General features: G+C 55.2%; 16 protein-coding genes. 15 read left to right on the top strand and 1 reads right to left on the bottom strand.

Going from position 1 to position 12,442, the window contains the following annotated elements; genetic code table 11:
* The first annotated feature begins 136 nt into the window (after positions 1 to 136).
* Together CSK29544_RS17300 and CSK29544_RS17295 are read left to right on the top strand one after the other, a co-directional pair.
* Complete coding sequence (locus tag CSK29544_RS17300; protein ID WP_133051736.1) at positions 137 to 625, top strand: hypothetical protein; 489 nt, start codon at positions 137 to 139, stop codon at positions 623 to 625.
* A gap of 106 nt (positions 626 to 731) precedes the next feature.
* Positions 732 to 2,189 carry a glycosyltransferase family 2 protein gene (locus tag CSK29544_RS17295; RefSeq protein ID WP_029039465.1) on the top strand — a complete coding sequence of 486 codons (1,458 nt, stop codon included), beginning with the start codon at positions 732 to 734 and terminating at the stop codon, positions 2,187 to 2,189.
* A gap of 137 nt (positions 2,190 to 2,326) precedes the next feature.
* Here CSK29544_RS17295 and CSK29544_RS17290 read toward each other — a convergent pair whose 3' ends face one another.
* On the bottom strand, positions 2,327 to 2,497 hold the full coding sequence (locus CSK29544_RS17290) for a hypothetical protein (RefSeq protein ID WP_029039466.1): 171 nt from the start codon (positions 2,495 to 2,497) through the stop codon (positions 2,327 to 2,329).
* Positions 2,498 to 2,585: 88 nt separating this feature from the next.
* Between CSK29544_RS17290 and CSK29544_RS17285 the strand changes: the two genes are divergently transcribed.
* From CSK29544_RS17285 to gp17, 13 genes are all read left to right on the top strand, one after another.
* On the top strand, positions 2,586 to 3,179 hold the full coding sequence (locus CSK29544_RS17285; RefSeq protein WP_029039467.1) for a hypothetical protein: 594 nt from the start codon (positions 2,586 to 2,588) through the stop codon (positions 3,177 to 3,179).
* Positions 3,172 to 3,537: an HNH endonuclease gene (locus tag CSK29544_RS17280; RefSeq protein ID WP_029039468.1), complete on the top strand. Its 366-nt coding sequence runs from the start codon at positions 3,172 to 3,174 to the stop codon at positions 3,535 to 3,537. Before CSK29544_RS17285 ends, CSK29544_RS17280 begins: the two co-directional genes overlap by 8 nt.
* Positions 3,538 to 3,934: 397 nt before the next feature.
* A complete protein-coding gene (locus CSK29544_RS17275; RefSeq protein WP_032988378.1) occupies positions 3,935 to 4,432 on the top strand; it encodes a terminase small subunit in 498 nt (165 codons plus the stop codon).
* 3 nt (positions 4,433 to 4,435) lie between these two features.
* A complete protein-coding gene (locus CSK29544_RS17270; RefSeq protein ID WP_029039748.1) occupies positions 4,436 to 6,094 on the top strand; it encodes a terminase large subunit in 1,659 nt (552 codons plus the stop codon).
* A gap of 58 nt (positions 6,095 to 6,152) precedes the next feature.
* Positions 6,153 to 8,093, top strand: coding sequence for a phage major capsid protein (locus CSK29544_RS17265; protein WP_029039747.1), 1,941 nt, complete (start codon positions 6,153 to 6,155; stop codon positions 8,091 to 8,093).
* 37 nt (positions 8,094 to 8,130) lie between these two features.
* Positions 8,131 to 8,298: a hypothetical protein gene (locus tag CSK29544_RS24640; RefSeq protein WP_007889812.1), complete on the top strand. Its 168-nt coding sequence runs from the start codon at positions 8,131 to 8,133 to the stop codon at positions 8,296 to 8,298.
* Positions 8,298 to 9,638 carry a phage portal protein gene (locus tag CSK29544_RS24395; RefSeq protein WP_046623087.1) on the top strand — a complete coding sequence of 447 codons (1,341 nt, stop codon included), beginning with the start codon at positions 8,298 to 8,300 and terminating at the stop codon, positions 9,636 to 9,638. The genes CSK29544_RS24640 and CSK29544_RS24395 overlap by 1 nt, the downstream gene beginning before the upstream one ends.
* Positions 9,635 to 10,678: a hypothetical protein gene (locus tag CSK29544_RS24390; protein WP_007898363.1), complete on the top strand. Its 1,044-nt coding sequence runs from the start codon at positions 9,635 to 9,637 to the stop codon at positions 10,676 to 10,678. Before CSK29544_RS24395 ends, CSK29544_RS24390 begins: the two co-directional genes overlap by 4 nt.
* The gene (locus tag CSK29544_RS17250) at positions 10,675 to 11,001 is read left to right on the top strand and encodes a head-tail connector protein (protein WP_007898361.1); all 327 of its coding nucleotides are present in this window, start codon (positions 10,675 to 10,677) and stop codon (positions 10,999 to 11,001) included. Before CSK29544_RS24390 ends, CSK29544_RS17250 begins: the two co-directional genes overlap by 4 nt.
* Before the next feature lie 70 nt (positions 11,002 to 11,071).
* Positions 11,072 to 11,251 (top strand): hypothetical protein, encoded by a 180-nt coding sequence (locus CSK29544_RS17245; protein WP_007898353.1) that lies wholly within the window; start codon positions 11,072 to 11,074, stop codon positions 11,249 to 11,251.
* A gap of 2 nt (positions 11,252 to 11,253) precedes the next feature.
* The gene (locus CSK29544_RS17240) at positions 11,254 to 11,586 is read left to right on the top strand and encodes a phage head closure protein (RefSeq protein WP_007898351.1); all 333 of its coding nucleotides are present in this window, start codon (positions 11,254 to 11,256) and stop codon (positions 11,584 to 11,586) included.
* Complete coding sequence (locus tag CSK29544_RS17235; protein ID WP_007898348.1) at positions 11,579 to 12,064, top strand: HK97-gp10 family putative phage morphogenesis protein; 486 nt, start codon at positions 11,579 to 11,581, stop codon at positions 12,062 to 12,064. The genes CSK29544_RS17240 and CSK29544_RS17235 overlap by 8 nt, the downstream gene beginning before the upstream one ends.
* A complete protein-coding gene (gene gp17 / locus CSK29544_RS17230) occupies positions 12,061 to 12,426 on the top strand; it encodes a tail completion protein gp17 (protein ID WP_007898339.1) in 366 nt (121 codons plus the stop codon). Before CSK29544_RS17235 ends, gp17 begins: the two co-directional genes overlap by 4 nt.
* Positions 12,427 to 12,442 lie beyond the last annotated feature (16 nt).

The following is a 12,442-nucleotide window of genomic DNA, read 5'->3' as shown; positions in this document are numbered from 1 at the left end:
ATTCTCCACTCTGCACAACAATACGGTTAGCCACACTGTGAAGTGTTGCGACGCCGATCAAATAGTGAAATATAGGCTGAATATTGGATGGAGCAAAAGTGTTAGCATTAAGTCTCTTTTAGAACGGAGACACAAAATGATAATTACCCACGCAATCATTAAGCAAAAGTTTCATGAACAAATTGAAAAACGCCAGAAAAGGAAGGTTGAGTTACAGGATGTGAGTGAAATACTCATTAAAAAATATAAAGAATCTCTTTCCACTCCCTCAGACTTGTGGGAAGACGCCAATGGCTATCCAAGAAACTACGTATCGACGGGAATTAGAAACGGGAAAGGACTCTTTCAGCCTGCATCTATATCATCTATTGATATTGATAAAGATTTTGTTTTTAGCTTCATCATTTCAACCGTTATAGACGAAATAAAATGTGATAACGTCGCATCTGCTGAGGTAGCTATCTCAATCTATAAACAAGCCGGTTCTTATTATATACTTGTTGGCGATAAGAAAAGTTCTTTCAGAGTGGTGACGGTAACTGCAGCAGATGCTTTCAACAATGTGAACAACGCGATTAAAGAAGCAGTAATCGAACTTTTTGCTGATCCAAGATTAGATTATTAAAAGCGATAAATTGGGGGAATTAATTAAGGCCTTCTCCAGGCAGACTTTTAACACAATCAACTACAGCCACCAGCAAATGCTTGTGGCTTTTTTTATTGGAGCGAATATGCAGGTCACTATTGACGGTGTCCCATATGCACCCGCCAACGCTTCGTCGTCTCGGATCGGCATTGCCATAACGACGCACAACCGCGCTGCCGTTCTAAATCGCGCCGTTAATCAACATCTGCAGTTTTTCCCTGCTGGCGCGCTGGTGGTTGTTATCGACGATGGTTCTATACCTGCAGCAGTAGTTCCTGACGGCGTGCAGTTGCTTCGGCATGAATCATCCCTCGGCATCGTCGCATCAAAGAACGCCAGCCTGACAGCGCTGATGGATGCCGGGTGCGAGCACCTTTTCCTGTGGGACGATGACGCATGGCCGACCGCCGACAACTGGCATCTACCTTACATCGAATCACCGGAGCCGCATCTGGCTTATCAATTTCTCGACCTGGCGGGCCCGCGCAAGCTGAATGACCTCTCCGTCCTGTACCGCGATGATAACCACATCGCCTACACCGGGCAGCGCGGCGTGATGCTCTACTACCACCGCAGCGCTATTGAAAAGGTTGGCGGGTTCGACCCGATTTACGGTCGCGGGATGTACGAGCACAGCGATTTAGCCCTGCGCATTCATAATGCGGGGCTAACATCATGGGCATATGCCGATGTTGTTGGTTCTGAAAAGCTGATTCATTCCCTCGATGAACATGAAGCCATTGAGCGTTCGGTACCTAAACCGGACCGGGTAGCGCTGGTGGAACGTAACGTGAAGATCCACAACGAGCGCCGTGATAACGGTTTTACGGGTTACGTTGAATACCGGCGACAGCGTGACGTGGTCATCACTACTCTGCTTACCAGTCTGCCAGATCCGCAGCGAGGCACCAAAATGGCTGCCTCGCCTGACATGCTGGCAAAATGGGCAGCCTCGCTTCGGGAGTGCGGACGTATCGCGCTGGTAGATGAGTTGCCGATAGCTCCGGCAGACGTTGAGCTGTGCCGCGTTCCTGACGTGAAAATGAATATCTACTTCCGGCGCTGGCTCCATATCTGGCAGCACCTCCGTGACCATCCTGAATATCGTTTCGTCTGGTGTACCGATGGCACCGATGTCGAGATGCTTCGCGCGCCGTGGGAAGAGATGCAGCCCGGTAAGCTTTATGTCGGTTCTGAGCCTAAGACGTACGCTGACGCCTGGGCAAAGCAGAATCATCCGGAGCGTATCTATCAGGAATTCATTGAAGCACACCGCAACGATGTGATGCTTAACGCTGGTCTGCTGGGTGGCACTCGTGCTGATGTAATGGCGTTCGCGCATGGCATCATTCGCCTTTATTACCGCATCGAGAGTTATCGCTTCTGGAAGAAAGAGCAAACTGGCGCTGCGGTGGGTGACATGCTGGCGTTCGGCATTGTGGCCAGGTCATTTGGCGATCGGGTAGTAACTGGCCCGCTCGTTCACACGGTATTCAAAAGCGAAGGCGTCGGTAGGGAGTGTGCCTGGTGGAAACATAAATGATGCCATAAAAGTATGGGGGATGAAGCCTTTGAAAGTCGTTTGAATAGAAGTACAAAAAATCAAACGTGCTGAAAATAAGAGCGGAAAGCGCATCGTTTATCGCTGTTCCGCTCGTAAAATTCAATAAAGATACTGTTTTATTGCGACTCTTCTTTTTTAAAATGTTGAACAGCTTGATCATAAATATCTAAAAGAGAATAAATATTGCCAGCGCTGCAAACCGGCACTCTCTCTGCCCTGACCAATTCAATTAATAACGCATATGCAGATTCTTCAGGTTTTTCTTTGGGATTTATAAGCCCGGACATAAGACCTCCTTGGTTAGAGAACCTCCAGCCTAAACCCATAACATAGGCATGGGTATCCTGATAAAAGCACAGTGTTCAAGGAACCAGCATGACAGAAGAAACAATTTTGTATGCGGTTGTGGCCCATCATTCGCGTATGAATACTGCACACCAGCTCGCTGCATCCTTAAATGCCTATCTAATCATTGATGAATGTGATAACGGTGCAAACTGGAACCATCGTAGGGCTCTAGGGTGGGCTGCAGGACAGAACCGCCCGGTAGTGGTATTGGAGGATGACGCCCTGCCAGTAGATGGCTTTGAAATTCTTGTTAGCGAATGGCTAATCCGCTTCCCGGATTCCCTCATCAGCTTTTATCTCGGTACCGGTCGTCCGCCACAGTATCAGCTGGAGATAGCCACAAAGCTTATCGCCGCTGACCGCGAAAGGGCAGACTACATCACCATGCAGCGTCTCGTGCATGCCGTGTGCTACAGCGTACCCCCGAAGTTAATCCCGAAGGTGCTGGCGCGCTGGGATGCGAGCAAGCCTGCTGATTATGCGGTGGGTGATGCCTGCGGCGGCCCGGTAATTTACCCGTGTAACTCGCTGGTGGACCATGCTGATGGCCTGCCTGTAGAGAAGCATCCCGACAGACAGCCGCGCCGCGAACGTCGCCGCGCATGGAGGTTACATGGCTAAGCTGACCACGTTAAAGCCACGGCTGAAGGTTATCGATACGCGCCGCATAAAGCCCGTATACGGCGAGCAACGGCGCATCAGCGGCAGCGCCCGCGTTGGTCTTAAGCGCCGCATCTGGGTGCGTGACGGTGGTCACTGCTGCATGTGTTCACGTGCGGTTGACCTGCATGAGAGCGAGCTCGACCACCGCATCGCGTTGCAGTTCGGCGGCGATAACTCAGAGCGAAACCTGTGGACATTATGCACTGACTGCCACGCCGGGAAGTCGGCACGCGAAGCGGCAGCCGGTCAGCCTGATGAAGAAGCCCTAGAGCATGCCGTGCCAGACAGTGCCAGTCATTCGGTAACGATTATCTGAGGTGATGAAGATGGAGTGGTTACTGCTGATCTTACTGGTAGCATTCGTAATTTTTTTGATGGATGCAAGCGCTGGCGCACAGCCAACATGGATGCACTGTCGGGAAATGAGAAACCGATATGGAACTCCAAAGCCGCACGACAGCAAGCGCCCCGTCGGTGGTTATCAGCCTGTAGCGGAGAGCAGGGAAAGCAGTGATCCTCTGCCTCCACTGAAGCACTAATGAGAACGATTATCGGATTCTCTTCTGAATGGTTGTCAATGCAATCATTTCAATGTGAATGATATCAATTATCATCAAGGCGGGGGGGGGTGGGTCCCGAAGTAAACATCGATCGCGCTGGACACCGCCCCCCCTCTCACGCACAGAAAAAATTCCCCTCTGGAGGGTGTAAACATGTTAACAGCGCAAAAGCGGAAATTCGCTGTCGCGCTGATGTCCGGTATGTCTCAAAAAGATGCGGCAGTAAAGGCGGGGTATTCTGAGAAATCCGCACGCTCCAAGGGGTCGCAGCTTGCAAAAGACCCGGAAGTCATCGCGTTTATTGAGCGTAAAAAGAAGGAAGTCATCGAGACGGATGATGTTCCGGCCTGCCGGCAGGATGTTTATACCCCAGCGGTAAACAACACCGAAAAAAACGATGCGCCACTGGCGCCCGCCGTAGCTGGTGCTTACGACGACCCGCTCAAGTTTCTGATGGCTGTAATGAACGATGCCAACGAAGAAATTGACGTCAGGAAGGACGCGGCGAAGGCCATGCTTCCCTATATTCACCCCAAAAAAGGGGAGACAGGGAAGAAAGAGGCGCGCAACGCCGCGGCAAAAGCTGCATCCGGTGCCAGCAAGTTCGGTGCGATGGCGCCGCCGAAACTGGTCGTGAACAACAAGGGGTAATTTATGGCGCAGTGGTCTACAGCCTGTACAGACTGGGAATCGCGCCTGGTTGCAGGTGAATCCATCATTCCGCCGCCTATCTTTCCCCACCAGGCGGAGCAGGCGCTGGGTATCTTCCGTGAATTGCGGGTTTCTGACCTGCCGGGCAAGCCTACTTTCGGCGAGTGCTCTGAAGAATGGGTGTTCGACTTCGTGAAAGCCATCTTCGGCGGATACGACGCCGAGACGGGAAACCAGCTCATCCGCGAATACGGCCTGCTGATATCGAAGAAAAACACAAAATCGACCATCGCAGCGGGCATCATGCTGACTGCGCTGATCCTCTGCTGGCGCGAGGATGAAGAGCATCTGATTCTCGCGCCCACCAAAGAGGTGGCCGATAACAGCTTCAAGCCCGCCGCCGGCATGATACGCGCCGACGACGAGCTGTCCGATATGTTCCAGATCCAGGACCATATCCGCACGATTACGCACCGGGTGACGCGAAACACGCTGAAAGTGGTAGCCGCGGATACGGATACCGTTTCCGGTAAAAAGTCTGGGCGCATTCTGGTTGACGAGCTCTGGCTGTTTGGCAAGCGCGCCAACGCAGAGGCGATGTTTATGGAAGCGCTCGGCGGGCAGGTGTCGCGTAATGAAGGATGGGTGATATTTCTCACCACGCAGAGCGACGAGCCGCCGGCAGGCGTTTTCAAAGAGCGCCTCGATTACTGGCGTAATGTCCGTGATGGCAGGATAAACGACCCTAAAACGCTGGGTATCCTTTACGAGTTCCCGGAACGGATGGTGCAAAGAAAGGCTTATCTCGATCCGGAAAACTTCTACATCACCAACCCGAACATCGGCCGCTCGGTCAGCGCGGAGTGGATAGCCGACCAACTTCGCAAGAACCAGGCGAAAACGGACGGCACGTTGCAGCAGTTCCTGGCGAAGCATCTCAATATTGAAATTGGCCTTAACCTGCGTAGCGATCGCTGGGCGGGCGTCGATTTCTGGGAGCAGCAGGCGCAGCATGTCAGCTTTGATGATTTGCTGCGGCGCGCCGAGGTGATCACCGTCGGCATTGACGGCGGCGGTCTTGATGACCTGCTGGGCTTCGCTGCTGTCGGACGTGACGCTGAAACGCGGGAGTGGCTCTGCTGGTGCCATGCCTGGGCGCATGAGATAGCCATCCGGCGGCGTAAGAGCGAAGAATCCAGGTTCAATGACTTCGTGAGGGCAGGCGACCTGACCATCGTGAAACGCGTCGGCCAGGACACGGAAGAGGTGGCGGAATACGTCCGGCGCATCCACATTGCTGAACTGCTCGACAAGATAGGCATTGACCCGTCAGGCGTCGGCCAAATCCTCGATGCGCTGATTGAGGCTGAAATACCCGCCGATGCGGTGGTTGGCGTAAGCCAGGGCTGGCGTCTTGGCGGTGCGATTAAAACCACCGAACGCAAGCTTGCCGAGGGCGTGCTTATCCATGGCGGGCAACCGATGATGGCCTGGTGTGTGGGTAATGCCCGGGTGGAGCCGAAAGGTAACGCCATCCTCATTACCAAGCAGGCCAGCGGCAAGGGGAAGATTGACCCGCTGATGGCGCTGTTCAACAGCGTTTCGCTCATGGCGCTGAACCCTGAAGCGAAAAAGCAGGATTACCAGGTGCATTTCATATGACAGTTACGTCAGTTAATAACCCGCTCCGGCGGGTTTTTTCGTTTCAGGAGGCAGCTAAATGACGCTTAATCGCGCATGCACCCTCATGACGGTAAAGGCGGTGAACGAGGACGAGCGGATCATTACCGGCATCGCTTCCACACCATCTCCCGACCGTGACGGGGACATTATGGAGCCGGAGGGCGCCAAGTTCCGCAGCGACACGCCGTTCCTCTGGCAGCATGACCGCTCGCAACCCATCGGCACCTGCACCCCGAAAATGGTGAAGGGCGGGCTGGAGATCACAGCAAGACTGGTGAAACCCACCCCGGATATGCCGTCCCAGCTTGTTGCCCGCCTCGATGAGGCCTGGGCATCCATTAAGGCTGGGCTGGTGCGCGGTCTCTCTATCGGCTTCCGGCCGATTGAATATTCCTTCCTGGATGAAGGCGGGATCCGCTTTCTTTCCTGGGACCTTCTTGAAGTCTCGGCAGTGACCATTCCGGCAAACGCCGAATGCTCCATTAACTCCGTTAAATCATTCGACCGCCAGTTACTCGCCGCGGCAGGCAAAGAGAAACCGGTGGTTAAAGCAACACAGTCCGCTGGCGCTACAGCACCCAAAACCATTACCAATAAAGGAAACAGTTCGATGAATATCGCAGAACAAATCAAAAGCTTTGAAGCGAAGCGTTCGGCGCTGGCGGCGTCTCTCTCCGACATCATGGCTAAAGCCGCTGAAGCCGGGCGTACGCTTGATTCGGAAGAAGAAGAAAGCTACGACAACACCTCAGCCGAAATCAAATCCGTGGATGCGCACCTGAAGCGCCTTCGTGACATGGAAAGTAACCTTGCTGCGACTGCCAAACCGGTAAGCAAAGCGGCGGGCGGCGATGTAAATGTCGTAACGACCAACGCGCCGGGCATCATCCGCGTAGAGCAGAAGCTGGAAAAAGGCATCGCCTTTGCCCGCTTCGCCAAGGCGCTGGCCGCCGCGAACGGCAGCCGCTCCGAGGCGCTGGAGATTGCGCGTAAGCAATATCCGGACGATGCGAAACTGCATCATGTCCTGAAGGCGGCCGTCGGCGCTGGCACCACTACCGATCCGAAATGGGCTGGCGCGCTGGTTGAATACCAGGAATACGCACAGGATTTCGTGGAGTTCCTGCGACCGCAGACCATTATTGGCCGCTTCGGGCAGGGTAACATCCCGGCGCTGCGCCAGGTGCCGTTTAACATCCGCATCCCGGCGCAGACCTCCGGCGGTTCAGCGAACTGGGTAGGGCAGGGCAAGGCGAAGCCGCTGACCAAGTTTGACTTTGAGTCGATCACCTTCAGCTTTGCCAAAGTGGCCGCAATCGCGGTGCTGACCGACGAACTTATCCGCTTCTCCAACCCGGCAGCCGATGCGCTGGTGCGCAATGCTCTGGCCGAAGCGGTTATTGCCCGTCTCGATACTGACTTTATCAACCCGTCCAAGGCGGAAGTCGCCAACGTGTCGCCGGCTTCCGTTACCAACGGCATTACCGCTATCCCGTCCACCGGTAATCCGGACGACGACGCAGCGGCGGCTTTTGGCGTGTTTGTCGCTGCTAACCTGCAACCGAACGGTGCAGTCTGGCTGATGTCCAGCACCACCGCGCTGGCGCTGTCCATGCGTAAAAACGCGCTGGGTCAGAAAGAGTATCCGGAAATGACGCTGCTGGGCGGTACCTTCCAGGGTCTGCCGGTTATCGTCTCCCAGTATGTGGGCAGCCAGCTGGTGCTGGTTAACGCGCCGGATATCTATCTGGCTGACGACGGCGGCGTTGCCGTGGATATGTCCCGCGAGGCCTCGCTCGAAATGCAGAGCGAACCAACCGGCGACAGCGTTAATGGTACGGGCACCGAGCTGGTTTCCATGTTCCAGACCAACAGCGTGGCTATCCGCGCCGAACGCTGGATTAACTGGAAGCGCCGCCGTACCGCTGCCGTCGCCGTGATTTCCGGTGTGAACTACGGCACCACCCAGACCAGCTAACCAACTCAGGAGGGCGGGGGCGACCCCGCCATTTTGCATGGCAAAAATCCGATATCTCCAGCGCACCCACGACTCTAAGCCCGGCGATGAAAAAACCGTGGATGACCAGTGCGCGAGGGTGCTGGTGCTGCTGGGCAAGGCTGAGTACACCGGCGCAAAGCGTGCTGGTGGCGGGAAAAAGAAAAATAATGCGGGGAATGGCTGATGTGGAATCCTTTCCGGAGAAAAGAAAAAGCGCTTCAGCAGCCAACCAGCCGCGGCGGCTGGATGTCTCTTATCCATGAGCCTTTCGCCGGTGCCTGGCAGCGCAATCTGGAGATTAACCAGACGACAGTGCTTTCCTTTCACGCGGTGTTTGCCTGTATATCGCTGATTGCGAGTGATATCGCCAAAATGCCCGTGCGGTTGATGCGCCGCGACTCAAACGGCATCTGGAAAGAAAACAATAACGGCAGCACCTCCAGGATTTACAGGCGCCCGAATGCGTTCCAGAACCGGATGCAGTTTTTCGAATGCTGGCTTAACTCCAAGCTTTGCTACGGGAATACGGTTGTCCTGAAGATCCGTAATAGCCGGGGAGAAATCACAGAGCTGCGCATTCTGGACTGGAACAAGGTTACGCCGCTGGTTGCGGATGACGGTTCCGTTTTTTACCAGATTAACCCCGATAACATGACGGGTGTTGAATCATCAGTGACGGTGCCGGCACGCGAGGTTATCCACGACCGGTTTAACTGCCTATTTCATCCGCTTATCGGTCTTTCACCGATTTATGCTGCCGGCCTGGCAGCGATGCAGGGGCACCATATTCAGGAAAATGCGGCCTTCTTCTTCCGCAACGGCGGCAAGCCCAGCGGGGTTATTGAAGTGCCGGGTAGCATCAGCGAGGAAAATGCCCGCATCCTGAAAAACAACTGGGATACGGGATATACGGGGGAAAACGCCGGTAAAACTGCAATTCTGAGTAATGGCGCCAAGTACAACCCAACGGCTATGACGGCCGCAGATGCTCAGATGGTTGAACAGCTTCAGATGACCGCGAAAATCGTCTGTTCGGTGTTTCACGTTCCCGCTTACAAAGCCGGTATAGGTGAGCTGCCCTCTTACGACAACATCGAGGCGCTGGAGCAGCAGTATTACTCGCAGTGCCTGCAGACGCTTATCGAGTCGATTGAGCTGTTGCTGGATGAAGCGTTTGTTCTGGAGGGTGATACCGGCACCGAATTTGATGTTAACGCGCTGCTGCGAATGGACAGCGAACGGCGTATAAAAACGCTGGGCGAAGGCGTGAAGAACACTATCCTCACGCCAAATGAGGCACGCCGTAGCGAAAATCTGCCGCCCGTTGCTGGCGGTGATGAGCTTTACCTGCAGCAGCAGAACTTCAGCCTTGGCGCGCTGGCCCGCCGCGATGCCTCGGATGATCCATTCGGCAAAAGCAGTTCGTCTGCACCATCGCAACCCGCCAGTGATGAAGGAAAGGCTCTGTCTGACGCTGAACAATCGGCGGCAAAAGCCATGCTCAGAGGATTGCTTACCAAATGAATGATCGTGAATTAACGCTGATAAAGGTGCTCGGTGAGGAGTTCGGGCAGGCTCTCGCCGAAATGCGCGAAGGGTTCACTAAAAGCCTCGATGAGCAGCGCCAGGCATACGATGAAAAACTGAACCTGCTTTCCCGTCAACTGGAAGAAATCAAAAGCGTCCCGGCGCCCGACCTCGCCGCCATGGTGGAAGAGGCTGTGGCCGCCCTGCCAGCGCCTGAACTTCCCCAGCTGCCTGACATTGCCTCCATGGTCACTGAGGCAGTAGCCGCTATTCCGCTTCCGGAGGACGGCAAAAGCCTGACACCCGACGACGTGCAGCCGATGCTGCAGGAGATGGTGGACAAAGCTTTCAGTGCTATGCCGACACCAAAAGACGGCAAGGATTACGATCCGGCGGTACTGAAGCAGGCGGTGGAAGAGGCTGTGAGTGATGCGGTCGCTGCCATTCCGGTACCGCAGGACGGCAAAAGCCTGACGCCCGACGATGTGCAGCCCATGCTGCAGCAACTCGTCGCAGCTTCAATGCCTGTTCTGCCGGATGTCAAAATGCTGGTCAGCGAGGCCGTGGCTGCTTTGCCGACTGCTGCGCCGGGCAGGGATGGCGAAGATGGCCGCGATGCGCTGGCGCTGGAAATTCTGCCATTCATTGATGAAGAGAAAAGCTATCCTCGCGGCGCTTATGCAACACATAACGGCGGCTTGTGGCGTGCCTATGAGAAAACGCACGGCATGCGCGGCTGGGAATGTGTGGTTGACGGTGTGGCGGGCGTGGAGATTGAGCGTTCAGAGCAGCGGCGCTTCACCCTGACGGTTAACCGAGCCAGCGGCAGCAGCGAAACCAAATCGTTTGACGTTCCGGTCATGATTTATAAAGGCGTGTTCAAATCCGGTCAGGAATACCTGCCAGGCGACACAGTAACGTGGGGCGGATCCCTCTGGCACTGCGACGAACAGACGCAGGACAAACCGGGCGAAACGGGCTCTAAAGGCTGGACGCTTGCGACCAAGCGCGGGCGTGACGGGAGGGATAAAACGTGATTGAGCTTGTCACGATTGAGCAGGCAAAAGACCATCTCAGGATTGATGATGATGCAGGTGATGCTGATCTGACACTGAAAATCCAGGCTGGCAGCGCCGCCATTCTCGCTTATGTCCAGGGAAGCCGTGACCGTATTGTCAGCAGTGATGGCGCGCTGATTGATGGTGAGCCGTTGCGGCGAACGCAGACAGCGCTGCTTATGCTTTTGGGCTGGCTGGACCGCAACCGGGGCGGCGAAGAGGAAGAAAAGCTGAAGCAGGGAGAACTGCCGTTCTCCGTAACGATGCTTATCTACGATCTCCGCCGTCCAACCATTATTTAAGGGGTTGTTATGGCGTGTTCCGGATGTGAACGCAGAAGAGAATGGCTGAAAAACTGGATGAGAATTGCCTATGAACGAGCAACAGGTAAACCAGCTGCTGGAAGCAATGGCAGCCCAGACAGCAGCGATGAACCGACTGGCGGAGTCAAACGAGGCTCTGACGGCGGTGATCTACCAGTCAATGGTAGTGGAAGAGAGTGAAGCTGAACTTCCACAGCACACTTACCTTAGCGGCAAGCCCGGGGGGTGAGTATGCAGGCCGGAAAGCTCAACAAGCGCATCACGTTACAGAAGCCGGTTAAGACGCAGAGCCCGGCCACCGGCGCCGTTGTTAATGGCTGGGCTGATGTGGCCGAACTGTGGGCTAACGTTACTGATCTTTCCGCGCGGGATTTTGTGGCCGCAAAGGCAGGTCAGAATGAGGTAACGACGCGGATCACCATCCGCTGGCGTGATGATGTCACGGATAAGCACCGCATTCTTTACCGTGATCGTGTTTACGATATTCAGGGCGTGCTTGAGGACGACAAAAGCGGGCGCGAATATCTGACGCTGCCATGCTCCCGGGGGGTTAACGATGGCTGATGGCATTGATTTCAGCATTACCGGGCTCGATTCGCTGCTGGGTAAGCTGGACAGTATCAGCAATGACCTGCGGCGGCGCGGCGGGCGGGCGGCGCTCCGGCGCGCCGGCAACGTGATTGTCGATAAGGCAAAAGAGAACGCCAGCCGCATCGACGACCCGGAAACCGGGCGCAGCATTGCCGCGAACGTGGCGATGCGCTGGAACGGCAGGCTTTTCAAAACAACCGGTAACCTGGGCTTTCGCATCGGGGTACTGCACGGCGCCGTGCTGAAAAATCATCCTGACCTCAGCGAGAACGCGCCGACCCCACACTGGCGCCTGATTGAGTTCGGTACCGAGAAAATGCGCGCCCAGCCTTTCATGCGCCCGGCGGCGGAAAGCAGTATTAACGAGGTGGTAAATACTTTCGCCACCGAATATGAAAAGGCCATCGACCGCGCCATTAAGCGCGCACAGAAGAAAGGAGTGCCGCCATGATAGCGCCCATCTTTTCCGTCTGCGCTGCCAGCCCGGCGGTAACGGTGTTACTGGGAACGGACCCGGTGCGCCTTTATCCCTTTGGCCTCCAGGATGATGATGTTGTTTATCCCTACGTGGTCTGGCAGAACGTCAGCGGTTCACCGGAGAACTACCTCGCACAGCGACCGGATGTCGATTCGTTCTCTTTACAGATTGACGCCTACGCCGACACGGTGGACGAAGTGATCGCCGTGGCCGCCGCGCTGCGGGATGCCATTGAACCGCATGCCTATATCACGCGCTGGGGCGGACAGGAAAAAGACCCCGAAACCAGGCGCTACCGCTACTCCTTCGACGTTGACTGGATAGTCAAACGTTAATCCCCTTAACACCCCG

The organism is Cronobacter sakazakii (assembly GCF_000982825.1).
GTDB lineage: Bacteria > Pseudomonadota > Gammaproteobacteria > Enterobacterales > Enterobacteriaceae > Cronobacter > Cronobacter sakazakii.
Note: the sequence above shows the minus strand (reverse complement) of the source record. Positions and strands in the feature narration are given on the sequence as shown.